Annotated in this window: 20 protein-coding genes and 1 pseudogene; 8 read left to right on the forward strand and 13 right to left on the reverse strand. The window is 55.3% G+C overall.

The window, feature by feature from the left end; all coding sequences use genetic code 11:
- Positions 1–47: 47 nt before the first annotated feature.
- The 3 genes from QE396_RS18090 to QE396_RS18100 form a co-directional block, all read right to left on the reverse strand.
- Positions 48–1370: an MFS transporter gene (locus QE396_RS18090; RefSeq protein ID WP_014172082.1), complete on the reverse strand. Its 1323-nt coding sequence runs from the start codon at positions 1368–1370 to the stop codon at positions 48–50.
- 261 nt (positions 1371–1631) lie between these two features.
- Entirely contained in the window at positions 1632–2657 is a 1026-nt protein-coding gene (yhjD, locus tag QE396_RS18095) for an inner membrane protein YhjD (RefSeq protein WP_020884492.1), read from the reverse strand.
- A gap of 50 nt (positions 2658–2707) precedes the next feature.
- Entirely contained in the window at positions 2708–3607 is a 900-nt protein-coding gene (locus tag QE396_RS18100; protein ID WP_014172080.1) for a LysR family transcriptional regulator, read from the reverse strand.
- A 119-nt stretch (positions 3608–3726) separates the two neighbouring features.
- On the opposite strand from QE396_RS18100, the gene QE396_RS18105 reads away from it, so the two are divergent.
- Both QE396_RS18105 and QE396_RS18110 read left to right on the forward strand, forming a co-directional pair.
- Positions 3727–4485, forward strand: a complete 759-nt coding sequence (locus QE396_RS18105; protein ID WP_020884493.1) for an SDR family NAD(P)-dependent oxidoreductase — start codon at positions 3727–3729, stop codon at positions 4483–4485.
- Positions 4486–4658: 173 nt separating this feature from the next.
- Positions 4659–5261 (forward strand): response regulator transcription factor, encoded by a 603-nt coding sequence (locus QE396_RS18110; RefSeq protein WP_020884494.1) that lies wholly within the window; start codon positions 4659–4661, stop codon positions 5259–5261.
- On the opposite strand, the gene QE396_RS18115 is transcribed toward QE396_RS18110, so the two are convergent.
- Both QE396_RS18115 and QE396_RS18120 read right to left on the reverse strand, forming a co-directional pair.
- On the reverse strand, positions 5240–5578 hold the full coding sequence (locus QE396_RS18115; protein ID WP_020884495.1) for a lysozyme: 339 nt from the start codon (positions 5576–5578) through the stop codon (positions 5240–5242). The two genes, QE396_RS18110 and QE396_RS18115, sit on opposite strands and share 22 nt — an antisense overlap.
- A gap of 71 nt (positions 5579–5649) precedes the next feature.
- On the reverse strand, positions 5650–6189 hold the full coding sequence (locus tag QE396_RS18120) for a GNAT family N-acetyltransferase (RefSeq protein ID WP_020884496.1): 540 nt from the start codon (positions 6187–6189) through the stop codon (positions 5650–5652).
- A 148-nt stretch (positions 6190–6337) separates the two neighbouring features.
- Between QE396_RS18120 and QE396_RS18125 the strand changes: the two genes are divergently transcribed.
- Positions 6338–7927 carry an STY4199 family HEPN domain-containing protein gene (locus QE396_RS18125; RefSeq protein WP_020884497.1) on the forward strand — a complete coding sequence of 530 codons (1590 nt, stop codon included), beginning with the start codon at positions 6338–6340 and terminating at the stop codon, positions 7925–7927.
- A 60-nt stretch (positions 7928–7987) separates the two neighbouring features.
- Here QE396_RS18125 and QE396_RS18130 read toward each other — a convergent pair whose 3' ends face one another.
- The 3 genes from QE396_RS18130 to QE396_RS18140 form a co-directional block, all read right to left on the reverse strand.
- Positions 7988–9637 carry an alpha,alpha-trehalase gene (locus QE396_RS18130; RefSeq protein WP_020884498.1) on the reverse strand — a complete coding sequence of 550 codons (1650 nt, stop codon included), beginning with the start codon at positions 9635–9637 and terminating at the stop codon, positions 7988–7990.
- Positions 9638–9908: 271 nt separating this feature from the next.
- Positions 9909–11261: a glutathione-disulfide reductase gene (gene gorA, locus QE396_RS18135; RefSeq protein WP_020884499.1), complete on the reverse strand. Its 1353-nt coding sequence runs from the start codon at positions 11259–11261 to the stop codon at positions 9909–9911.
- Positions 11262–11332: 71 nt separating this feature from the next.
- Positions 11333–12175 carry a 23S rRNA (adenine(2030)-N(6))-methyltransferase RlmJ gene (locus QE396_RS18140; RefSeq protein WP_020884500.1) on the reverse strand — a complete coding sequence of 281 codons (843 nt, stop codon included), beginning with the start codon at positions 12173–12175 and terminating at the stop codon, positions 11333–11335.
- Between the two features lie 214 nt (positions 12176–12389).
- On the opposite strand from QE396_RS18140, the gene prlC reads away from it, so the two are divergent.
- Positions 12390–14432: an oligopeptidase A gene (gene prlC, locus QE396_RS18145; RefSeq protein WP_047366232.1), complete on the forward strand. Its 2043-nt coding sequence runs from the start codon at positions 12390–12392 to the stop codon at positions 14430–14432.
- A 7-nt stretch (positions 14433–14439) separates the two neighbouring features.
- A complete protein-coding gene (gene rsmJ / locus QE396_RS18150; protein WP_032670491.1) occupies positions 14440–15201 on the forward strand; it encodes a 16S rRNA (guanine(1516)-N(2))-methyltransferase RsmJ in 762 nt (253 codons plus the stop codon).
- A gap of 86 nt (positions 15202–15287) precedes the next feature.
- Here rsmJ and uspA read toward each other — a convergent pair whose 3' ends face one another.
- Complete coding sequence (gene uspA, locus QE396_RS18155; protein ID WP_003861223.1) at positions 15288–15725, reverse strand: universal stress protein UspA; 438 nt, start codon at positions 15723–15725, stop codon at positions 15288–15290.
- 283 nt (positions 15726–16008) lie between these two features.
- Between uspA and uspB the strand changes: the two genes are divergently transcribed.
- Positions 16009–16344: a universal stress protein UspB gene (gene uspB / locus QE396_RS18160; protein ID WP_003861224.1), complete on the forward strand. Its 336-nt coding sequence runs from the start codon at positions 16009–16011 to the stop codon at positions 16342–16344.
- Between the two features lie 54 nt (positions 16345–16398).
- Here the strand turns inward: uspB and pitA are convergent, their stop codons facing one another.
- Positions 16399–17898, reverse strand: coding sequence for an inorganic phosphate transporter PitA (gene pitA / locus QE396_RS18165; protein WP_014172068.1), 1500 nt, complete (start codon positions 17896–17898; stop codon positions 16399–16401).
- 229 nt (positions 17899–18127) lie between these two features.
- Here pitA and QE396_RS18170 point away from each other — a divergent pair, with 229 nt between their 5' ends.
- On the forward strand, positions 18128–19324 hold the full coding sequence (locus tag QE396_RS18170) for an NAD(P)/FAD-dependent oxidoreductase (protein ID WP_032670504.1): 1197 nt from the start codon (positions 18128–18130) through the stop codon (positions 19322–19324).
- 32 nt (positions 19325–19356) lie between these two features.
- Here QE396_RS18170 and QE396_RS18175 read toward each other — a convergent pair whose 3' ends face one another.
- The gene (locus QE396_RS18175) at positions 19357–20295 is read right to left on the reverse strand and encodes an NAD(P)-dependent oxidoreductase (RefSeq protein WP_020884505.1); all 939 of its coding nucleotides are present in this window, start codon (positions 20293–20295) and stop codon (positions 19357–19359) included.
- Positions 20295–20987, reverse strand: coding sequence for an RraA family protein (locus tag QE396_RS18180; protein ID WP_020884506.1), 693 nt, complete (start codon positions 20985–20987; stop codon positions 20295–20297). The genes QE396_RS18175 and QE396_RS18180 overlap by 1 nt, the downstream gene beginning before the upstream one ends.
- Before the next feature lie 169 nt (positions 20988–21156).
- Here QE396_RS18180 and QE396_RS18185 point away from each other — a divergent pair, with 169 nt between their 5' ends.
- On the forward strand, positions 21157–21894 hold the full coding sequence (locus QE396_RS18185; RefSeq protein WP_309952665.1) for an IclR family transcriptional regulator: 738 nt from the start codon (positions 21157–21159) through the stop codon (positions 21892–21894).
- Positions 21895–21931: 37 nt separating this feature from the next.
- On the opposite strand, the pseudogene QE396_RS18190 reads toward QE396_RS18185, so the two are convergent.
- Positions 21932–23267, reverse strand: a pseudogene (locus tag QE396_RS18190) (MFS transporter).
- Positions 23268–23596 lie beyond the last annotated feature (329 nt).

The raw sequence follows: 23596 nt of genomic DNA on the forward strand, positions 1-23596 counted from the left end.
GGACCTTTACCCTCTCCCTGGGGGAGAGGGTATCAGGCCGCGGTGAATTACAGAGACTGGTGCTTCGTCTCGTGGGTCAGCAGCAGGGCAATCAGCGTCAGTGCTGCCATGGCGGCCAGGTAAACGCCCACGTAGAACAGGCCATAATTTGCCTGCAGCCAGGTGGCGATATAAGGCGCAACGGACGCACCCAGAATAGAGGCAACGTTATAGGAGAACGACGCACCGGTATAACGCACTTCCGTTGGGAACAGCTCTGGCAGCAGCGCGCCCATCGGGCCGAAGGTCAGGCCCATCAGGCTCAGACCAATGAGCAGGTACGCCATGACCAGCGCAGGGCTACCTGAACCCAGCAGCGGCGGGAAGACGAACAGGGCAAACAGAATGATCAGCGTGGTGATAACAATCATGCTTGAGCGACGACCAAACTTATCCGCCAGCAGGCCGGCAATCGGCACCATGACGCCAAACCCAATGACCGCCATCATCAACATCCACAGCACTTCGTTACGCGGCAGGCCGAGCCCAACCGGCGCGGCGGCGGTGCTGAACGTCATTGAGTAGACCGTCATGATATAGAACAGCGTGTAGGTCGCGAGCATGATAAACGTGCCCAGTACCGTCACGCGGACGTGTTTAGTCAGCAGCGTACCCAGCGGCACTTTTACCTGTTTTTTCGCGGCGGCAACTTTAGCGAAAACCGGCGTTTCGTGAAGTGACACGCGGACATACAGGCCAATCAGCACCAGCACGGCGGAGAAGACGAACGGAATACGCCAGCCCCAGCTCATGAACTGTTCGTCCGTCAGCAGCCAGGAGAGCAGCAGGAAAGTCCCGTTCGCAAAGAAGAAGCCAATCGGTGCACCAAGCTGCGGGAATGAACCGTACAGCGCGCGTTTGCGTGCCGGTGCGTTCTCCGTGGCCAGCAGCGCCGCACCACCCCATTCACCGCCCAGCCCCAGACCCTGACCAAAACGCGCCAGCGCCAGCAGCATCGGGGCCAGAATACCAATGGTTTCGTAGGTAGGCAGCAAGCCGATAGCGACGGTGGAGATCCCCATCGTCAGCAGCGAGGCTACCAGCGTGACCTTACGGCCGATGCGATCGCCAAAGTGTCCAAACAGGGCAGAGCCAATCGGACGCGCAACAAACGCGATCGCAAAGGTAGCCAGAGACTGCAGCGTGGCTGCCGTCGGGTCACCCTGCGGGAAGAAAATATGCGGGAAGACAATGACCGCTGCGGTGGCATAAATGTAAAAGTCGAAGAACTCAATGGCGGTGCCAATCAGCGAGGCGACGACAACTTTGTTTCGCGAGTTAACCGGCGCGGTTTCCGCACCGGAGTCGAGTGTTGTGGCTGTTGCTTGCATAATATTTTCTTATTTTTAGTCGGACGAAAGGCCATATTACGCACAGCAAAAGCGACATTTCAATCTGTAACAAAGCCGCGCGCTGGTTATAAAAGCAACAAAAAGCGGATAATGTTCAGGCCAGACAAAACACTTCTATGAAATGCTTCACAGTTTTCAAATATCAGCTGATAAAACTGGTTTTTGGTTAAATAAAAGTTACGGACTGGATTTATATGCTGAAATGATGAAGCGGGCTGAAGTTTCAGCCCGGGAGAGACGTTATCGGTGTGTTTTACCCGGCATGCGCGGGTCGTCTTTGTACTCGGCGGTGGCAATCCATGCCGCGCAGAACAAGGTCAGGCGGGCGAAGAAGTAGAAGAACGCCATCAGCCCCAGCACCGAGCCAAACGCCGCGCCAGAAGGGGATTTCACCAGCGATGGCAGAGTGTAAGTCATCACAATTTTGATCACTTCAAAGCCTATCGCCGCAATCAATGTGCCGCGGATCAGCGCCTTCTTACGCGGACGATGGCGGGGTAAGCGCCAGAAGATCCAGAAGAACAGCAGATAGTTGGCGAAGATGGAAATAGCCAGTCCAATGCCGCGCCACGCGGGCTTCAGCCACTCGATGTAATCCAGATAGAGCGCAGAGATAATCATCTGCTGCGCCGAACCGGCGACGGAGGTGATGGAGAGCGTCACAATCAGCGCGACGAGCAGGCCAATCAGCGAAACAAAGTCGCGAAGATACTTAACCCAGATTTTCTCCTGGTCCTGAGGCTTACGCTCCCACACCTCGCGCGACTGGGCACGAATGGCCTCGCGGAGGTTGCCCATCCAGTTAATTCCGGAGTAAAGGGCAATCAACAGACCGACGATACCGACCGTCGTACGTTGCTGTACGGCGGTATTAATGGTGTTTTTGAGCGTGGTGGCGAGGGTCGGATCACTGACGTTATTCAGGATTTTATTGAAGATATCCTGCAGCAGCGTTGGGTGTGACGCGAGCACAAAACCGGCTGCGGCAAAGGACACCATCAGGATCGGGATCATCGATAAAAAAGAGAAATAGGTGATGGCAGCCCCAAACTGGTTACCCATGCGGTCATTAAACCGCTCTGTTGCGCGTATCAGGTGCGCAATCATGGGGAACTGCTGTATCCGCTCTGCCAGGCTGGTGACAGTCCCCAGCGCTTTGCTGGCGGTGCCTGGCATTTTTACTTCTTCAGGCCCGGTTTCCATCTTCTGGATGGGTTCGTAATCTAAATGTTGGGTAGGTCGTTGCGGGTTGTTTTCCGGCGTCACGCGACTTTTCCTTTTCGTTTGGCTGGATGTTATTGAATTATAGCTTGCGACTAATCCACGTAAGCTTTTGTGAGTGCAGTCAGCCACTCCATAAACAGATGTACCCGACGGGAGAGGTTGCGCCGGTGGGGATAAATCAGCGATACCGGCATCGGTTCTGCCCGGTACTGCGGGAGAACTTCAATCAACTTCCTGGTGCGCAGAGCGTCACGCACGCCAACGCGCGGCACCTGGATAATACCCAGCCCGGCGATGCAGGCCGCCTGATACGTTTCTGTGCTGTTGACGGTCAAAACCCCGCCCGTCTTCACCCACTGCGTCGACGTGCCGTTATAAAACTCAAAGCCCTGGGGACGTGTTCCCAGCGTGGCGGCGTAGTGAATGACGGCGTGTGAACCCAAATCTTCCAGCGTTTCCGGATAGCCAAAACGCGTGACATAATCCGGGCTGGCGCAGTTAATCACCGACAGCTTGCCCAGCGGGCGGGCGATAAGTCCCGAGTCTTTGAGCGCGCCGACGCGTACCACACAATCAAACCCTTCACGAATAACATCCACCAGGCGATCGCTGCTGCTAAGTTCCAGCTCGATGCCCGGATATTGCTGCAGAAAAGCAGGCAGTTTGGGGATGACTAAATTTCGAGCAACGCTGACGGGCATATCCACGCGTAACCGACCGCTGATGGTGGAGGGGTCATGCTGGAACATACCGTCCAGTTCATCCAGGTTTGTCAGAAGATCTTTTGCCCGCTCGTAATACACCATGCCGTCCTGCGTCAGGCTTACGCGACGCGTGGTTCGGTGCAATAGCTGGGTTCCCAGTCGGTTTTCCAGCGCCTGAATTTGCCGCGAAACACTGCCTTTCGGCAGCGTCAGTGACTCCGCCGCCCGGGAAAAACTCTCCAGTTCCGCGACACGAACAAACAGCTGCATTGCGTGAATTTTATCCATAGACGAAGCTCATTGTTGTTGCAATTGAAACAGTGAAGCGCTCTGCGACATCTTTATTGATCTTCTATCACCTAATAAGCTCTTTCTCAATCTCCACAACAGTCAAAACGAGGTTTCTTATGTCTGAACGTATTGCATTAGTCACAGGTGGTAGCCGTGGTCTGGGTAAAAACGCGGCGTTGAAGCTCGCAGCAGACGGAACGGGAATTATCCTGACCTATAATCGAAGCCAACAGGACGCGCTGGATGTTGTGCGCGAAATTCAGCAAAAAGGCGTTAACGCGGCCGCATTGCAGCTCAACGTCGGAGATATTGCCAGTTTCGACCTTTTTGCCGCTCAGCTTCAGGAAATCCTTAAGACCGTATGGCAGCGTGAAACCTTTGATTATTTATTAAACAACGCCGGGACGGGCTTGTACGCGCCCTATGCTGAGACAACGGAAGCCCAGTTTGATGAGGCGCTGAATATCCATTTCAAAGGGCCTTTTTTCCTGACGCAGCGTTTGCTTCCCTTGCTGAACGACGGTGGGCGGATCCTGAACGTCTCCAGCGGGCTGGCCCGTTTTACGCAACCCGGTTCCGGCACCTATGCAGCAATGAAAGGGGCGATGGAAGTGCTGACCCGCTACCAGGCGAAAGAGCTGGGCGCGCGCGGTATCTCCGTCAATATCATTGCTCCCGGTGCGATAGAAACCGACTTTGGCGGCGGACGCGTGCGTGACAACGCGCAGCTTAATCAGATGCTGGCATCACAGACGGCGCTCGGGCGCGTAGGGCTGCCGGATGATATCGGTGATGCCATTGCGGCGCTGCTCAGCGATAAACTGGGCTGGATGAATGCGCAACGTATTGAAGTGTCAGGCGGTATGTTCCTGTGATGCCTTCGCTTAAGGGGAGGGAACCTCTTAAGGAAATCCTCAAATTGAATGTGTCCAGATACTGGGAGATATAAATAACACTGGTGGATTTGTAACGTCTCCGTTCATTGAGTTTTTTCTTAAATAATGCCTCTGTAGAATCTCCCTTCGCAACTCTCAGAGGGAGAAAAACGATGCGGGTAATTATGTTTGACAGGCAGTCCCTGTTTATTCACGGAGCGATACACAGTCTTCAGAAATTAATTCCGGAAATAAATATTACGGGAAGCTGTCAGGCAGAAGATATACGGGCGCAAATTTCAGCGTCACCCTCTGCTATCGTCATGATTGACGGGAATTTAATTGAGGATGAGGGGATCGCCTGGCTGGAAGCGATCATGCAGCGTTTTCCGACGATACGCGTGGTAATGGTTCTGGCTAAAAAAGAGGCCCGATGGGTTGAACAATTGCTGCAGCGAAACGTGATGGCCATTGTTCCCCGCAATGCGCACCCGGAGCGCTTTTCCGCGGTGCTGGATTCGGTCTCCCGAGGAATGGTGTGCTTCCCCGGTGAGTGGGTGAGGCAACCGTCGGCGCCGCAGGCGTTATTATCCTTAAGCGAACGCCAGCGCGAAGTCCTGAAGTTACTGGCGGCGGGGGAGTCCAACAAAGAGATCGGGCGCAATCTCAACATCAGCGCCGCCACGGTGAAAGCGCACCTGGAAGCGCTTTTCCGCCGCCTGGAGGTGAAAAACAGAACCCAGGCCGCGATGTACTATACCCGGGCGACGGCCTGAAGAATTGCGGTCGGTAGTGAGGTCGTCTCACCGAAACTGAGCATCATCAACACCAGCGCGTCGTGCTGCTGTTGGGTTAACGGGCGTTTAAATTTTTCCCGCAGCAGCGTTTCGCACAGCTGAATATCATCGTAAAGTAAATATTCAGCCTGTAGCGGCGTGATAAGACGCTGAAAACATTCGCCCTGGCGAATAACATGGCCATAGCCAATAACCCATAAACCGTTTTCATCACGATATTTCTCCAGAGAAAGCCCCTGGTGTTTTTTTATTAACGCAATGGCGGCAGAAGATATCTTCAGCGCATGACCTTTCATATTCGTTTCCTCTTAATGGCAATATTGTAGAGGAAACGACACACGCGAAATATCCGCCAAATGGCTATAGGTCAGGAATAATTGCTGAGATATTCCTGCTTCAATAAACCGAACAGCCAGTCATTATGCCATTGTCCGCCAAGGTAATAACTCTCGCGTAACTCACCTTCCAGACGAAAGCCCGTTTTTTCCAGCAGGCGTCTGGAGGCGATATTCCCCGCCGTGACGGTGGCGGTGAGGCGGCGTATGCCGCCCTGATGAAAGGCGTAACCGCACAGCGCCTGCAGCGATTCGAAGCCGTAGCCTTTCCCCTGGGCCGCAGGTGCAAAAAGAAAACCCACTTCCGCGCAATCGTCATCGCGATGAATATAACCGGTGACGCCGAGCGGTACGCCGGAGGTGGCGTCACGCACAACGAGGCAAAGCCAGTGCGCGCTGCCCGGCGTCCAGGGCGTCAGACGAGATTCGAACGCCTCGCGGATCGCCTCCACGGGGCGATCTTCCGCGACAAAACGCATCACCTCGGGGTCGTGCTGTAACGCCAGGAAAAAGGGCCAGTCAAGGTCTTGCAGCGGCGAACAGATAAGACGCGATGTCGTTAAGACAGGCATTCAGATTCTCCTGAAACATTTAAAATGATTTTCGTGGTGTCACTTTATTTCAACAGAAAGTCAGGTATGGTTAACCTCGTATAAATAAAAAGAAAAACGGCCATTACGGGCCCATTCTGGTTGTCTTCGTTGTCGCTTAAGGAAAACAATGACTCTCAGCACAGCACACCCTATCCGCGAACAGTTCGAACACTGTCTGGCGGTTATTCGCCAGGCCTCGGTTGAAATTTTACTTCTCCTGAATGTACATGTTTCTGAGGGAAAAGATCCACGCTGGTTTCTGGAACAACTGGACAGCGCGCGTTTAGGCCTGGGGGGCTGGAATGCGGTTGCGAAGACGCTCAATTTGAATGACGCGGAGATGTCCGAATTCACGCTGCAATTGCGTCTGCTTCAGCAGCGTGTTCCTCAGTACGAAAGCGGTCAGGATGTCAGTGAAAACCAGCTGATTGCCGCGATGCGGTTTGTGACCACCCTGGAGCACCTTCGTTTGCAGCAGCCTCTTCTGACCTACAGCACCGAAGTGGCACCTGGCAGTGAACTCCAGCAACAACAGGCGCACAAGCAGGTACGTACGATTGAGTTGATGATAAAAGGGCTGATCCAGCAGGCCTGGCCCGATCAGGTGCGGCTGAATAACCATCTTAAAACCCTGTTTAACGCGGACCGCGTGCGGCGCTGGCTGAAGCTTGGTGACATCAATGATGTGCTGAGCGGCATGATGTTCAGTGAGCTGGCACAGATGCTGGTGGATAAAAAAGAGTTCAGCCGCTACTACGCCTCGCTGTTTAACGATCCGTCAATGCTCACGCTGATGGTGGAACCGCGGAAAACCCTGCAAACCTTCCTCGATGATATTCGGCAAATCCGCAACAATATTACCGTGCAGAAGGCGTTAAGTTCGGCGCAAATCCAGCTGCTGGATAACTACTACACGCAGATCACCCGACCGGTTCAACGTGCTTTTGAAGAGGGGAGAACCCGCGTCAACCCGGCCGGACTGATGGCGGTGGATGCCAGCGAGCTGCATGCTTTCTGGGAAAAGGCGCAGAAAATGGATCGCGTGACCGGCGGGGATCTCTTTGAGGTTCGTGACACGATTGAAAAACCGACCCAGCGCGCACCGCGCACGCCAGAACAGCGTGAGCAGCTTATTTCCGGCGCGTTATGGGGGGCGGTTGGCGTGATGGTGATTGTCATTGTGGCGGGCGGCTTCTGGCTGGTAACCAGCAGTAAACCCCAGCCAGCAGCCGGGAACGTTGCAGAAACGGCCCAGCCTCAGGAGATGCGCGAAACCCCGTCCTCGCGCGAGACGCTGTCGCGCATGGGCGTGACCTGGGACGAGAATAATTTCCGCTCGGCGATTAACCGCAATGATACCCGGGTGGCACTGCTGTTTTTGCAGGGAGGGATGGACTGGAAGCTCTCCTGGACGGAAGAGGCGATGTCGGCTGACTATGACGACGTTCTGGAACTGATGTTGCGCTACCGACAGAACATGGTGGAACAGAAGCCGTGCCGGCGCTTTATCAACACGCTCAGCCATGCCATGTCGAATGGCGAGTCCCTGACGTCAATGCGTAAACAGTATCTGAAGGCGTTTTGCACCGTGCCTGCCGTGGTGAAGCGCCAGCAGCATGATCTGAATATGGCGACGCGTCGGGCACAGTCACAGCCGGATGCCACCACAAAAAAATGGCAGTCCATCCAGACCGCCATTTATGAAGTGATTCGTTAATCCTGTCTTCTCCCTCTCCCGGCAGGAGAGGGGTGGATACGGGCATCAGACCGCAGAAGGTCACGGCTCCCCATACAACCCAATCAACCGCCGTACCACGCCGTTAGTCCAGCCGAAGCCATCCTGCAGCGGGTACTCACCCCCGCCCCCTTCGCGCGGCGTACTGCTGGCGATGTGATATTTCTCAATCAGCTTATGGTGGGCTTTATAGAAATGATTCACCGTCTGCAGCCAGCTCCAGGCAATCTCATCGCCCAGCGAGTCATTGCCGTACTGTTTGAAGCCCTGAATCGCCATCCACTGCAGCGGCGCCCAGCCGTTGGGTTTATCCCACTGCTCGCCGGTTTCGTACTCGGTGGCCAGAATCCCGCCCGGCGTCAGCAGACGTGCTTTTACCGCATCCGACAAGCGTTCAGCCTGCTCGTGGGTCGCCATGCCAACGTACAGCGGCACAATGCTCGCCGCTGAGAACAGCGCCATGACCTCGCGGCGCCAGTCGTAGTCACGGTAACAGCCATTCTCGTCATCCCACAGATACCGGTTCACCGCGGCGCGGCGATCGCTGGCTTTCTGGCGGAACAGTTCCGCGGTCTCTTTATCCCCTTTCGATGCCGAAATATTGGCGATCGCGCTTTCCAGTTTGAACAGGAACGCGTTCAAATCGATAGGGATAAACTGCGTGGTGCGGATGCTGGCAAGTCGGCCAGGCTCCCGCAGCCAGCGCGAGGAGTAATCCCAGCCGGAGGCCGCACCTGCGCGCAAATCGCGATAAACCTCATTCGGCGGACGGCCAGAGTGACGGGCGGTTTCCACATCCTCAATCCATGATTCATCGCGCGGCGTGTCACGGTCGTCCCAGTAGCGGTTTAACAGCGAGCCATCCGGCATACGCACCGCGCTGCGATAGGCCTGATTAAGCAGCAGCGATTCCGCCCCGTCCATCCAGAAGGCGTGCTCCATTTTGAGGTGTTCAAGGTAGCGCTTTGCACCGCGCACACCATCCTCTTCAAACAGCTCCACCATCAGGGCAAATACCGGCGGCTGGGAGCGGCTGAGATAATAGGTACGGTTACCGTTCGGGATATGGCCGTAGCGTTCAATCAACCACGCGAAGTTATCCGCCATACATTTCAGCAGATCGTTACGTCCGCTCTCTGCCAGACCCAGCATGGAGAAGTAGGAATCCCAGTAATAGGTCTCACTAAAACGCCCGCCGGGCACGATATAGGCCTGCGGCAGCGCCAGCAGAGAAGACCAGGGGATGTGGTCCTGCGGCTCGCGCGTTAGCACGGGCCACAGGCTGTCAATGTGCTCTTTTAGCGACAGGCCGGGGTCGGAGACATATTCCGTGGTATAGGTCTCTGGCAGCCAGAAGTGGTTCTCCACGAACCGACGCAGGTCGAAATCCCGGTGGCGCCTGACCTTGCGATAGCGGATCAGAATATCCAGAGGATCCATCTTCGGGGCACAGTCGGGGAAGGTTTTGCTGTCCGCAAACAGCCGTGTCGACTGCACGTGCTCGAACAGTTCCAGATAGCGATCGGCGGGCGTCAGAGCATCAGAGGCGGGTAGCCCCTCAATCATTTCGGGTTCCGGCTCCGCCTCAATCATTTCATCCAGTTTTAACTCGCAGGGATCGGTCTCGTAGCGCAGCTCTTCTGCAATCTCGAACTCGATGTTCTCGGCAGCCTGTAGTTTCTGGTTGAACATGGCGATAAGGACCTCCGGTTGTGTGTTCAAAATAACAGTTTTTTCCGGGCGTCTTATAAGCGTAGACATTCGCTTCGGTGTTGGCTGAGGGAAATGTGCGGTTGATCACGTTTTTAAACGCGAGATATTTGCGGAGTTAAAACAGTAATTGCCTGAAAAATAAAGGCTAAAAGGGATTTTTAGAAAGATTTATGGGGCAAATAATTCAGAGCATTCGTTGTGCAACGATTTATGTCTGAAACAAACGCCCCTCCGCAGAGGGGCATTTTGCTTAACGCATGGTGACAAATTCTTCGGCCGCTGTCGGGTGGATCGCAACGGTGTTATCGAAGTCTTTCTTGGTGGCACCCATTTTCAGCGCCACGGCGAAGCCCTGCAGGATCTCGTCCATGCCAAAGCCAATGCCGTGGATACCGACAATCTTCTCTTCCGGACCCACGCAGACCAGCTTCATGCGGCATGGCTGACGGTGAGAGGTGACGGCGGTATACATCGCGGTGAACGCGGATTTATACACTTTCACCTGGTCGTCGCCATACTGCTCGCGCGCCTGAGGTTCTGTTAAGCCCACTGTGCCGATTGGCGGGTGGCTGAAGACCACGGTCGGAATGTTACTGTAGTCCAGATGCTCTTCCGGTTTGTTGTTAAACAGACGCTCAGAGAGGCGACGGCCTGCGGCAACCGCAACCGGCGTCAGTTCGACCGCACCGGTGTTATCGCCCACCGCGTAAATGCCCGGAACACTGGTGTTCTGGAATTTATCGACAACGATATACCCTTTCTCATCGGTTTTAACGCCCGTCGTCGCCAGGTTGAAGTTGTCGTTAGCCGGTTCACGACCAATCGCCCAGATCAGGCAATCCACGGTCTGGCTACGGCCATCTTCCAGCTCAAGCGTCAGGCTACCGTCTGCATTTTTCACGACCGCTTTTGGCACGGCGTGGGTGTGCAGCGTTGGGCCTTCGGTATTCATCACTTCGACCAGCGTATCGACGATCAGCGGGTCAAAGTTGCGCAGCGGCGCGTGTTTACGCACGAACAGGTGCGTTTCTGCGCCCAGACCATTAATCACACCGGCCAGTTCTACGGCGATGTATCCCGCGCCCACCACGGCAACACGTTCTGGCAGAGCAGGCAGCTCGAAGAAACCGTCGGAGTCGATACCGTATTCCACACCGGGAATATCCGGGTGGCTTGGACGCCCGCCGGTCGCGATCAGGATGTGATCGGCAGTGATCGTCTCACCGTTAACGTCGATCGTCTTCGCATCAACAAAGCGCGCAAAACCATGAATAACATCGACGTTGTTCTTGCCCAGCACATTGTCGTACGAGGTATGAATACGGTCGATATAGGCAGTACGGCTGGCGATCAACTTGTTCCAGTCAAAGTTATTGATGGTGGTGTCAAAGCCGTAATCCGGGCCATACATATGGATTGCTTCACGGATTTGGGCCGCATGCCACATCACTTTCTTCGGTACACAACCCACGTTGACGCAGGTGCCGCCCAGCGCTTTGGCTTCGATCAGCGCACATTTCTGGCCATACATGGCCGCGCGGTTGATGGAGGCGATGCCGCCGCTGCCGCCGCCGATTGCGATGTAGTCATAATGCTTAGTCATAGCTTTTATCCTTAATCGTGAATTGCCGCGATTGTATACCTGAAATCAATAGTTTCCACCGATGACTGCGATTACTCCGGCACGATCCAACTGACGGTGGCATGGCCCGTTCCGGCCGGAACCAGCGTCTTGTGCAGCCACGGCAGCACGTTGTTCATTTGCGCTTCGAGCTTCCATGGCGGGTTGATCACAATCATGCCGGAAGCGGTCATGCCGCGCTGATCGCTGTCCGGGCGCACGGCCAGTTCAATTTGCAGAATTTTGCGGATACCGGTCGCTTCCAGGTCTTTGATCATGCGTTTAATTTGCGCACGCAGCACCACCGGATACCACAGGGCATAGGTGCCCGTCGCAAAGCGTTTGTAGCCGTCGTTAATACCGCTCACTACCGCCTGATAGTCGGTTTTGATCTCATAAGGCGGGTCGATCAGCACCAGACCGCGACGGGATACCGGCGGCAGTTTGGCCTTCAGCTGCTGGTAGCCATCCGCCTTTTCCACACGGGCGCGGCTGTCTTTCTGGAATTCAGAACGCAGCAGCGGGAAGTCGCTTGGGTGCAGCTCGGTCAGCTGAAGGCTGTCCTGCTCGCGCAGCAGCTGGCGGGCAATCAACGGCGAGCCAGGGTAGTAGCGCAGCTGGCCGTTGCGGTTAAAATGATTCACCACACCAATGTAGGGCTCCAGCTCTGCCGGCAGGTCGTCCTGCTGCCAGATGCGGGCGATCCCTTCCAGGTATTCCCCGGTGCGTTCGGCATGTTCGCCGCTCAGCTGATAACGTCCCGCGCCCGCGTGGGTGTCCAGATAGAGAAACGGTTTATCTTTCTCTTTGAGTGATTCAATGATCAGGCTCTGAACGGTGTGTTTAAGGACGTCGGCGTGGTTGCCTGCGTGAAAGCTGTGGCGATAACTGAGCATGAATGATTGTGTTCCAGGTAGTAAACGTAGGCCTGATAAGCGTAGCGCCATCGGGCAAAAATAGAGCGTATCGCCACAGTATACAGAAAAGTTTATCCTGCCGCGAAAGCGCAACGTCTGGCATTGAAATCCTCTACACTTATCCCCATTCTAGATCGCATATGCACAGCGCCGGATGCGCGCTTCATTCATCTTATTCAACAGGACAGCGTTTATGACCAATCCATTACTGACGCCTTTTTCGTTGCCACCGTTTTCTAAAATCCTCCCTGAGCATGTGGTTCCAGCCGTAACACAGGCGCTGGACAACTGCCGTGCGGCGGTAGAAAGCGTGGTGGCGCAGGGCGCGCCGTACACCTGGGAAAATCTGTGTCAGCCGCTGGCCGAAGTGGATGACGTGCTGGGACGCCTCTTCTCCCCGGTAAGCCATCTGAATTCAGTGAAAAACAGCCCGGAACTCCGTGAAGCGTATGAACAAACCCTGCCGTTGCTCTCTGAGTACAGCACCTGGGTTGGTCAACACGAGGGGCTGTACAAAGCCTATCGCGACCTGCGCGATGGCGACCACTATGCCGAACTTAACATCGCGCAGAAAAAATCGGTCGATAACGCTCTGCGTGATTTCGAACTCTCCGGCATTGGTTTGCCGAAAGAGAAACAGACCCGTTACGGTGAAATTGCGGCCCGTCTGTCTGAGCTGGGCAACCAGTACAGCAACAACGTGCTGGACGCGACCATGGGCTGGACGAAGCTGATTACCGACGAAGCCGAGCTGGCCGGTATGCCGGAAAGCGCGCTGGCGGCGGCGAAAGCGCAGGCCGAAGCGAAAGAGCAGGAAGGCTTCCTCTTAACCCTGGACATCCCGAGCTACCTGCCGGTCATGACCTACTGCGACAATCAGGCGCTGCGCGAAGAGATGTACCGTGCGTACAGCACCCGCGCTTCCGATCAGGGTCCGAATGCCGGTAAGTGGGATAACAGCCCGGTGATGGCTGAAATCCTCGCGCTGCGTCACGAGCTGGCACAGCTGCTGGGCTTTGAGAGCTACGCCTCCAAATCCCTCGCCACCAAAATGGCGGAAAATCCACAGCAGGTCCTCGATTTCCTGACTGACCTGGCGAAACGTGCGCGTCCGCAGGGCGAGAAAGAGCTGGCACAGCTGCGCGCCTTCGCGAAAGCGGAATACGGTGTCGATGAGCTGCAGCCGTGGGATATCGCCTGGTACAGTGAAAAACAGAAACAGCACCTTTACAGCATCAGCGATGAGCAGCTGCGTCCTTACTTCCCGGAAAACAAAGCCGTTAACGGTCTTTTTGAAGTGGTTAAACGCATTTACGGGATCACCGCCAAAGAACGTACCGACATCGACGTCTGGCATCCGGACGTGCGCTTCTTCGAACTGTATGACGAGAAGAACGAGCTGCGCGGGAGCTTCTACCTGGATCTGTACGCTCGCGAGAACAAACGCGGCGGTGCATGGATGGATGATTGCGTCGGGCAGATGCGTAAAGCGGACGGCTCCCTGCAGAAGCCGGTGGCGTACCTGACCTGTAACTTCAACCGTCCGGTGAATGGCAAGCCTGCACTGTTTACCCATGACGAAGTGATTACCCTGTTCCACGAGTTCGGCCACGGCCTGCACCATATGCTGACCCGTATCGAAACCGCAGGCGTTGCCGGTATCAGCGGTGTGCCATGGGATGCGGTCGAACTGCCAAGCCAGTTTATGGAAAACTGGTGCTGGGAGCCGGACGCGCTGGCGTTCATCTCCGGCCATTACGAAACCGGCGAGCCGCTGCCGAAAGAACTGCTGGATAAAATGCTGGCGGCGAAAAACTACCAGGCGGCGATGTTTATCCTGCGTCAGCTGGAGTTCGGCCTGTTCGACTTCCGTCTGCACGCCGAGTTTAGTCCGGAGCAGGGGGCGAAAATCCTCGAGACGCTGGCCGAGATTAAAAAGCAGGTCGCCGTTATTCCTGGCCCAACCTGGGGCCGCTTCCCGCACGCGTTCAGCCATATCTTCGCGGGCGGCTATGCGGCAGGCTATTACAGCTACCTGTGGGCCGACGTGCTGGCGGCGGATGCGTTCTCTCGCTTTGAAGAAGAGGGCATTTTCAACCGTGAAACCGGCCAGTCGTTCCTTGATAACATCCTGACGCGCGGCGGTTCTGAAGAGCCAATGGTGCTGTTCAAACGCTTCCGTGGCCGCGAGCCGCAGCTGGATGCGATGCTTGAGCACTACGGAATTAAAGGCTAACCGTTACGTGAAGATCTGTTTAGTCGATGAAACAGGCGCCGGAGACGGCGCCTTATCTGTTCTGGCCGCCCGCTGGGGGCTGGAGCATGATGATGAAAACCTGATGGCGCTGGTGATGACGCCGGCGCATCTGGAATTACGTAAGCGTGACGAACCCAGGCTCGGCGGGATATTTGTCGATTTTGTGGGGGGCGCCATGGCGCACCGGCGCAAGTTCGGCGGCGGTCGCGGTGAAGCGGTTGCCAAAGCGGTTGGCGTCAAAGGAAGCTATCTTCCTGACGTGGTGGATGCCACGGCGGGTTTAGGGCGCGATGCGTTTGTCCTGGCCTCGATAGGGTGTCACGTGCGGATGCTGGAGCGCAATCCGGTCGTGGCCGCGCTGCTCGACGACGGGCTGACGCGCGGCTATGCCGACCCGGAGATTGGACCGTGGCTGCAGGCACGCTTGCAGTTGATTCACGCCTCCAGCCTGACGGCGCTGACCGATATCACTCCGCGTCCGCAGGTGGTCTATCTCGACCCGATGTTCCCGCATAAGCAGAAAAGCGCGCTGGTGAAGAAAGAGATGCGGGTGTTCCAGTCGCTGGTCGGGCCGGATTTAGACGCGGATGGTTTGCTGGCACCTGCTCGTCAGCTAGCCACGAAGCGCGTGGTGGTGAAACGTCCGGACTATGCGCCGCCGCTGGCGGACGTGGCCACGGCCAATGCGGTGGTCACCAAAGGGCACCGGTTTGATATTTATTCGGGAACGCCGGAACAGGAAGGTTAGGGTGTGCGGTTTAATGCCGTCACCCCAACCCGCGCTGGAAAGAGGCTCGAACGGTTCCCTCTCCCTTTGGGAGAGGGAAAGCAGACTTACTCGTCTTCTTCGTCACGCAGTGGAACAATCAGCATATCCACATGAACGGTGTTAATCAGCTGACGCGCTGAAGACATCAGTTTGCTCCAGAAGTCCTGGTGGTGACCACAAACGACCAGGTCCATATCGTATTTCTTAATCGCATCAACCAGCACCTGACCCAGATCGCCGCTGCCGCTTAAGGTTTCGGTGATAGGGTAGCCCGCGTTGGTGGACAGTTCGCTCAGGGCGTGGTGTGTCTCTTCAGAGATGCGTTTCTGCATATCACCGAGATTGACGTCAATCAGACCGGTATAAAGGTCGGAGTAATTCACATCAACGTGGATAAGAGAAACTTTCGCGTTGTAAGGGCGTGCCATGGATACCGCTTTATCAACCAGCACTTTACTCTCCGGAGAGAGGTCTACCGCGATGAGAATGTGTTTGTAAGCCATAGTGTTACTCCTTCCTTAAGTTATCGATGACTAAATGGAAAAGCCGTCGTCTGATGCTTTCATTACGGCCCAGTAAAACATATTTTTCAAGCTTTGGTGTTGATAACGATTAACCTTGTGGCAAAAAAATTAACGGATCTCCTACACTATTTAATGAGCCGTTCGGATATTAAAACGCGAACCGGATCGACTTTTGTTCATTCTTTCACTGAACTGTCTGTCAGGGCACTGGAGTGCGGTAGCTCAGAGGCCTTGCTTCGTGGGCGTACGCCGGGGAGGATGTATGATTAGCACCGTCGCATTGTTTTGGGCGTTATGCGTGGTTTGCATAGTGAATATGGCGCGCTACTTCTCATCGTTACGTGCGCTGTTAGTGGTACTTCGTGGTTGCGATCCGTTGCTTTATCAGTATGTGGACGGTGGAGGGTTCTTCACCTCGCACGGACAGCCCAGCAAGCAGATGCGTCTGGTAGGGTATATCTATTACCAGCGCTATCGCGATCACCACGATGAAGAGTTTATTCGCCGTTGCGAGCGTCTTCGCCGTCAGTTCATTTTAACCAGTGCCCTGTGTGGTCTGGTTGTGGTCAGCATGATTGCCTTGATGATTTGGCACTGAGCATAAAAAAAGCGGGTCAGTTTCCTGACCCGCTTTTTTATCGCGTTCTGCCGATTAGATAAGCTTCAGCGAAATCCAGTACAACCCACCAGACAGCAGGATAGAGGCCGGAAGGGTAAATACCCAGGCCATCAGAATGTTGGTCACGGTTTTGCGTTGCAGACCGCCGCCGTCAACAATCATGGTCCCTGCCACGGAAGAGGAGAGTACGTGGGTGGTCGAAACTGGCATACCGGTATAGCTCGCCAGACCGATTGAAACCGCCGCCGTCATCTGCGCGGACATACCCTGCGCATACGTCATGCCTTTCTTACCGATCTTCTCGCCGATGGTGGTCGCCACACGACGCCAGCCAATCATCGTACCGATACCGAGAGCCAGTGCGACAGCCATGATGATCCAGATTGGCGCGTACTCAATAGTATTGAGCATATCGCCTTTCAGTTTCTTCAGCAGACGCTGGTCGTCAGCATTCACTTCTGGCAGCTTCGCCACTTTATCCGTGACATCAGAGATGCACAGCATAATGCGACGCAGTTGACCACGTTGCTCAACGGACAGTTTGTCGTAGCTTTCGATATTACCCAGCATGCCTTTGGCACGTTCCAGCGCGTTAATCGCGTTTGCCGGATGGCAGTGGAATTCGCCCGGCGCAGTGGTAGCGCCTGCTTCAGGAGAAGGGATCAACTGGTCAACGCCGGTTGCCTTCTTCAGCAGCTCAGGGTGTTGCTGGAAATAGATTTCAACGTTGTTCACCGCATCACGGGTACGGGTGATTTCGTAACCGGAGGCGTTCATGTTGACCACGAATCCCGCCGGTGCGACGCCAATCAGTACCAGCATTACCAGACCAATGCCTTTCTGACCGTCGTTCGCGCCGTGAGAGAAGGCTACGCCGATAGCGGAAAGGATCAGGGCAATCCGCGTCCAGAATGGCGGCTTTTTCTTGCCGTCTTTCTTCTCACGCTCTGCCGGCGTCAGGTGAATACGGGAGCGTTTTTTCGTATTGCTCCAGTAACGACGCAGGATGAAAATCAATCCGCCTGCTACCACCAGACCCACGATAGGGGAGACAATCAGTGAGGCGAAAATTCCCAGCACTTTCGGGATGTTTAACGCATCAACAACCGAGGTACCGGTCATGAGGGCATTCGTTAACCCAATACCGATAATCGCGCCGATGAGGGTGTGAGAACTGGATGCAGGCAGGCCGAAATACCAGGTACCGAGGTTCCAGATAATTGCAGCAAGCAGCATTGAGAACACCATAGCGAGGCCATGGCCAGAACTAACGTTGAGAAGCAGATCCGTTGGCAACATATGCACGATCGCATATGCAACGCTCAGTCCACCCAGAAGAACACCAAAAAAGTTAAATACCGCCGCCATAACAACCGCGAGCTGCGATCGCATTGCGCGAGTGTAGATAACCGTTGCTACTGCGTTTGCAGTGTCGTGGAAGCCGTTGATCGCTTCGTAAAACAGTACAAAAACCAGAGCAAGCAATAATAAAAGCCCGGTATGTAAATCCAGGCCAGCAAACAAATGTAGCATAGGACGTTACGCCATTTTGAGGACATGAACGCGGCGCATTATCCAGGACAAATGCGCGGCGGGCAAAGTGAAATATAGCTTTTTTTTGATATAACTTCGGCTTTGTTGGCGTTAGGTAAAGAAATATATTTTATATTTCAAGTATATGACTGATATCTCGGTTAATTGCGCTGGTGTGACCACAGAGGAAACTTTACAATCCGCGGCAGTTAACGAAGAGGATTTTGACGTGGAAAGGTTTGATGCCGTGGTAATTGGCGCCGGTGCGGCGGGTATGTTTTGTGCGGCGATGGCCGGACAGGCGGGTCGTCGCGTGCTGTTGCTGGATAACGGTAAAAAGCCAGGACGTAAAATTCTAATGTCCGGTGGCGGGCGTTGCAACTTTACAAATCTCTATGTCGAACCTGCAGCTTATCTGAGCCAGAACCGTCATTTTTGCAAATCGGCCCTGGCGCGTTACACCCAGTGGGACTTTATCGACCTGGTGGGTAAGCACGGTATCGCATGGCATGAGAAAACGCTGGGCCAGCTGTTCTGTGATGACTCCGCCCAGCAGATTGTCGATATGCTGGTGGCCGAGTGCGAGAAGGGCGGCGTGGTGATGCGCCTGCGCACGGAAGTGCTGGAGGTGTCCCGCGATGAGCAGGGCTACACGCTGCAGTTAAACGGGGAAAGCGTCAGCGCCGATAACCTGGTGATTGCCAGCGGTGGCCTCTCCATGCCGGGGCTCGGTGCTTCACCATTCGGCTACAAGATTGCCGAACAGTTTGGCCTGAACGTGCTGCCCACCCGTGCGGGGCTGGTACCGTTCACCCTGCATAAGCCCCTGCTGGAACAGCTCCAGACGCTTTCTGGCGTCTCGGTGCCGTCGGTCATTACGGCTGAAGACGGTACGGTGTTCCGTGAAAACCTGCTGTTTACCCACCGTGGTCTTTCCGGCCCGGCGGTACTGCAAATCTCCAGCTACTGGCAGCCGGGGGAGTTTGTCACGGTTAACCTGATACCCGATTGCGACCTGGAGGCTTTCCTCAACGAGCAACGCGCGGCGCACCCGAATCAAAGCCTGAAAAACACGCTGGCCATGCAGTTGCCAAAACGTCTGGTGGAATGTTTGCAGGTGCTGGGGCAGATCCCCGATGTGTCGCTCAAGCAGCTTAACAGCCGCGAACAGGAGGTGCTGGTTGAGACGCTGACAGCCTGGCGGGTGCAGCCCAACGGTACCGAAGGCTACCGCACGGCGGAAGTGACGCTTGGCGGGGTCGACACCCATGAACTCTCCTCACGCACCATGGAAGCGCGCAACGTGCCTGGGCTCTATTTTATTGGTGAGGTGATGGATGTGACCGGCTGGCTCGGCGGATACAATTTCCAGTGGGCATGGGCAAGTGCCTGGGCGTGTGCTCAGGCGCTGGCAGAAGACAAGTGACATAAGAGCACTGCCACTCGTCACAGTTGGCTTTACGGGCTGACGGTGGTTACGTCTGTTACAGCAAGAATATTGCTCGCGGCCACGGTCCCCATCTTGATATATGACGCTGCGGTAACGCCGCCAATATGTGGTGAAATAACCACGTTTTCTACGGACTGCCAGAGGTGCGGCGCCGTCAGCGGCTCGTGGGTAAAGCTGTCCAGCGCTGCGCTGTGCAGCGTGCCATCCCTGAGCGCCGCCAGTAACGATTCATCGTCGATCAGTCCGCCGCGTGCCGTATTTACCAGAATTGCGTTCCGCTTGCAGTGTGCGAGCGTCTGGCTATTGATCATCCCCCGATTCTCATCGGTCAGCGGACAGTGCAAAGAGATGACATCGGAACGGGAAAGAAGTCCATTCAGCGTTTCTGCGCGTTCACACAGGGCAGGCATGGACTTAGCATAGGGATCGTAAGCCAGCACCTTCATGCCGAATGCGTGGCCAATATGTGCCACACGCGAGCCGATAGCACCCAATCCGATGAGCCCTAATGTTAAGCCCTCCAGTTCAATGGATTTATGCGTCGCCTTATCCCAGTGCCCGTCTCGCAGGCGCTTGTCCAGAGGTACCACCGACTTTGCGCAGGCGAGGATCTGCGCCCAGGTATGTTCAGCCACTGCCGCCGCGTTTGCACCTGGCGCAGCGCGGACGGCGATGTTGCGCTCGGCCGCTGCCGTCTGGTCTATCACATCGATCCCGCTTCCGTGCTTGGAAATAACCTGCAGAGCGGGGGCGGCATCCATGACTTTCGCGGTAATCTTGCCGTAACGTACCAGAATCGCCACAGGATTGTGTCGTTCACACAGCGCGATCAGTTCATCTTCTGTGGGCTGGCGGCCCGCAAACACCACCTCAAAGCCCTGCAACATCACCATGGCCTGCTCCGCCAGGTCGCTTCCGGTAACCAGAACTACGTCTTTGCCCCCCATCACAGCGTCTCCCCGTCATCTAACATACCTGCCTTACGAAGCGCGTCATCAAGCCAGTGTGGACGTAAATCGCCTTCACGGATGGCGGCAAGGCGTCGGGTCTCCATCTCCAGCTTTCCTTTTGCCAGCGCGATAATTTCCTGAACCTCATCGCGCGGGATGACTACCACGCCGTCGATATCCGCGACAACCAGATCCCCGGCCTGAACCGTCGCCCCGGCGACTGAAATGGGATGATTAACCCGACCAGAAATTAGCTTTGTCGGGCCGCAGGGGTTCAGACCGGCAGAAAAGACAGGGTAGTGACCTTTGCTCAAGGTATCGGCGTCTCGTACAGCGCCGTCAATAATAATGCCCGCAATGCCGCTCGCCTGAGCCTGAGTGGCCATGATTTCCCCAAGCAGCGCGCAGCTCAGGTCGCCTTTGCCATCGACGATCAGGACATCGCCGGGCTGCGCCACCGCCATCGCGGCATGAATCGCCAGATTATCACCCGGACGGACTTCAACGGTGATGGCCGGACCCGCAACGGACATGTGTGGGGCCAGCGGTTTGATGCGGCCATGAAGCGTACCGCGGCGACCGGCCACGTCGGCCAGAATAGCGGCCTGATACTCGGCAGCCCGACGAACGTCCTCGGCAGAAACGCGATCAAACTGGCGATTAATCGGTTTTTTTTCAGTAACGGACATGAATGCCTCCATATTGTTTTACTAAGTACAATGCAGGTGTACAGTGCAAAACAACTATAGCGGTGTTGCTTTCCTTTTAGCCAGACCCGAGATGGCGTTTGTGATGTAAACACGAAGTGACTCACAAAATTTGAGGTACACTCACTGCCGGGCTAACAAGGAGATAATGATGGGGAATGAAGGCGTTGTAGCGGTTGAAAAAGCGCTGGCTTTACTGGATTGCTTCCGTCCTGGAGATGAGAGCCTGACGCTGACCGCGCTGGCACAGCTATCGGGTTATCACAAAACCACGGTTTACCGCTTGATGAATTCTCTTGAACGGATGAATTACGTCGTCAGGCATGAAGACGGCAATTATGCGCTGGGCCCACGTCTGCTTTACCTCGGCAAGCTGTATGAACAATCTTTCCATCTTTCCCGAGTGGTTCAGCCAGAGCTTCAGGCCTTATCCCTGGCGTCTCAGGAGAGTGCCAGCTGGTATGTGCTGGAGGGAGGGCAGCGGCTTTGCCTGTTTCGCGCTGAAGCGTCGCATGGCCTGCGACACAGCAATCTTCCCGGTAGCCAGTTTCCGCTCGATAATTCGGCCATCAGTAAGGTATTACGCCATTGGGGGCTCAATGAGAGCCTGCCGGAGGGAGACGCTGAACTCCCTTTCTACACGTCAGGCGCACGCGATCCCCACACCGCTGCGTTTGCGATGCCTGTCTTCGGCGTTCACGACAAGCTGGTTGCGGCGTTAGCCCTGACCGGCCCCATCTCACGGCTGACGGAAGATTGTCGTGAGAAGGAGATAGGTCAGTTGATGAAGGCGGCAGCAAGCCGTCTGTCGCAGAAAATGGGAGCCAGTAAGCTCTTCTGTCAGCAGTTTTTTGGGGAAACGAGCGATACGGCGGAAGAACATCTTTAAATGCAGAAGCGGGACAGTTGTCCCGCTTCTGTCAACGCTAATGCGTGACCTGTTTTTCTTGTAGCTGAGCGTTGCGGGCCTGTCGGCCCATAATGAGCACCGCTATCCCCCCGGCCACGCACAGCGCGGCCAGCGGAAGCATCGCCAGCGTGTAGCTGCCCGTCCGCTCATTGATAATGCCGTACGCGTTTACCATCACCGCCCCGCCTATCAGGTTTGCGATGGCGCCAATCGCGGCCAGTCCCGCCGCCGCTGAAGTACTGCTCATCCAACCGGACGCCAGCGCCCAGAAAGGCCCTTTCATTGAATAGGCGCCTATCAGCATAATGCTGAGGATAACGATCGTGGCAGACAGCGAAACGCTCACAAAGGCGGCGAACACGCCGGCGGCAATTATGAATAGCGTGAGTGCGGTATGCCAGCGGCGTTCGTTGGTACGATCGGAATTCCGTCCCCATACAATCATGAGAACAGATGCCAGACCGTAAGGAATGGCGTTAAGCAGACCTGTCTCAAGATTATCGAGATGGAAGGATTTCAGCAGTTGAGGAGACCAGACGCTGATGGTGGTACCCGCGGACGATGCACCCGCGTAAATCAGCGCCATCAGCCAGATTTGGCGATGCTTTAACAACTGCCAGGTGGTCTGGTGTCCGATATTCTTTTGCTGATTGCGCTCGGTTTCCAGCGTGGTTTCCAGCCATTGTTTCTGTTCACTGCTAAGCCAGCTCGCCTGATGAGGGCGATCCCGGAGAATAAACCAGGCTGCAATACCCAGCAGCACCGCCGGCAAGCCTTCAATAATGAACAGCAGATGCCAGCCGCGAAGACCCAGCCAGCCATCCAGTGACAGTATCAACCCGGAAAGCGGGGAGCCAATGAAGTTAGCGAGCGGGATGGCGACCATAAAGGACGCAATAATGCGTGCGCGGTAGCGGGACGGGATCCACCAGGTCAGATACAGCACGACGCCCCGGGAAGAAGCCCGCCTCTGCAGCACCGAGAAGAAAACGGACGATATAGAGCGACGTGGCGTTCTGCACCAGGGACATACACATGGAGACGATGCCCCAACTGATCATAATGCGCGGGATCCACAGCCGGGCGCCGACTTTCTGCATGGCCAGGTTGCTGGGTACTTCAAACAGAAAATAGGCCACGAAATAAAGACTGCTGGCGAAGCCAAATGCAGCTTTGCTGAGGCCAAGGTCCTCATTCATCTGCAGCGAAGCCATGCCGATATTCCCGCGATCGATAATGGAGACCAGGTAACTGACAATCAGAAACGGGAGAATACGCCAGATCACCTTCCGCATCGTCTCTCTTTCTATGTCCTCGGTGGCGGTAGCACCGTTACGTAAATGTTCTGTCATTGTGTCCTCGCAGGGTATGTTCTTTGTTTTATTAGGTACAACTGAGTTTTATTAAACAAAACCACTATAGCGACGGCGCGTTCTTTTTATCCAGTTAATGGAAGGTTTAAATGATGTAAATAAGAGGTGACTCACAGATAGTGCGCTCCAGATATATCGCTCACAGCAGTCGAACCAGCCGCAAAGAGGAGACTCTATAAGGGTGATAATCACGCAGCGCAATTATTGCACCAACTTTTTTCCTCCGATCCACTAAGCTTCGACCAGGCCAGACAGCTCCAGGTGCCCCGCTGCGTTCGCGGGGTCATTTTTCTTCCCGGTCAGAGCAC

It is taken from the genome of Enterobacter sp. SORGH_AS_0287, from assembly GCF_031453695.1.
In the GTDB taxonomy this organism is placed as follows: Bacteria; Pseudomonadota; Gammaproteobacteria; order Enterobacterales; family Enterobacteriaceae; genus Enterobacter; species Enterobacter ludwigii.

Bases quoted from the DNA above. Each gene is read 5' to 3' on its own strand.
- QE396_RS18175 (WP_020884505.1), bottom strand. From the start codon at position 20,295: ATGGGGGGCAAAGACGTAGTTCTGGTTACCGGAAGCGACCTGGCGGAG.
- QE396_RS18120 (WP_020884496.1), bottom strand. From the start codon at position 6,189: ATGCCTGTCTTAACGACATCGCGTCTTATCTGTTCGCCGCTGCAAGAC.
- QE396_RS18090 (WP_014172082.1), bottom strand. From the start codon at position 1,370: ATGCAAGCAACAGCCACAACACTCGACTCCGGTGCGGAAACCGCGCCG.
- QE396_RS18185 (WP_309952665.1), top strand. From the start codon at position 21,157: ATGGGGAATGAAGGCGTTGTAGCGGTTGAAAAAGCGCTGGCTTTACTG.
- uspB (WP_003861224.1), top strand. From the start codon at position 16,009: ATGATTAGCACCGTCGCATTGTTTTGGGCGTTATGCGTGGTTTGCATA.
- QE396_RS18100 (WP_014172080.1), bottom strand. From the start codon at position 3,607: ATGGATAAAATTCACGCAATGCAGCTGTTTGTTCGTGTCGCGGAACTG.
- prlC (WP_047366232.1), top strand. From the start codon at position 12,390: ATGACCAATCCATTACTGACGCCTTTTTCGTTGCCACCGTTTTCTAAA.
- QE396_RS18130 (WP_020884498.1), bottom strand. From the start codon at position 9,637: ATGTTCAACCAGAAACTACAGGCTGCCGAGAACATCGAGTTCGAGATT.
- QE396_RS18180 (WP_020884506.1), bottom strand. From the start codon at position 20,987: ATGTCCGTTACTGAAAAAAAACCGATTAATCGCCAGTTTGATCGCGTT.
- QE396_RS18115 (WP_020884495.1), bottom strand. From the start codon at position 5,578: ATGAAAGGTCATGCGCTGAAGATATCTTCTGCCGCCATTGCGTTAATA.
- gorA (WP_020884499.1), bottom strand. From the start codon at position 11,261: ATGACTAAGCATTATGACTACATCGCAATCGGCGGCGGCAGCGGCGGC.
- pitA (WP_014172068.1), bottom strand. From the start codon at position 17,898: ATGCTACATTTGTTTGCTGGCCTGGATTTACATACCGGGCTTTTATTA.
- QE396_RS18110 (WP_020884494.1), top strand. From the start codon at position 4,659: ATGCGGGTAATTATGTTTGACAGGCAGTCCCTGTTTATTCACGGAGCG.
- QE396_RS18140 (WP_020884500.1), bottom strand. From the start codon at position 12,175: ATGCTCAGTTATCGCCACAGCTTTCACGCAGGCAACCACGCCGACGTC.
- uspA (WP_003861223.1), bottom strand. From the start codon at position 15,725: ATGGCTTACAAACACATTCTCATCGCGGTAGACCTCTCTCCGGAGAGT.
- QE396_RS18105 (WP_020884493.1), top strand. From the start codon at position 3,727: ATGTCTGAACGTATTGCATTAGTCACAGGTGGTAGCCGTGGTCTGGGT.
- QE396_RS18125 (WP_020884497.1), top strand. From the start codon at position 6,338: ATGACTCTCAGCACAGCACACCCTATCCGCGAACAGTTCGAACACTGT.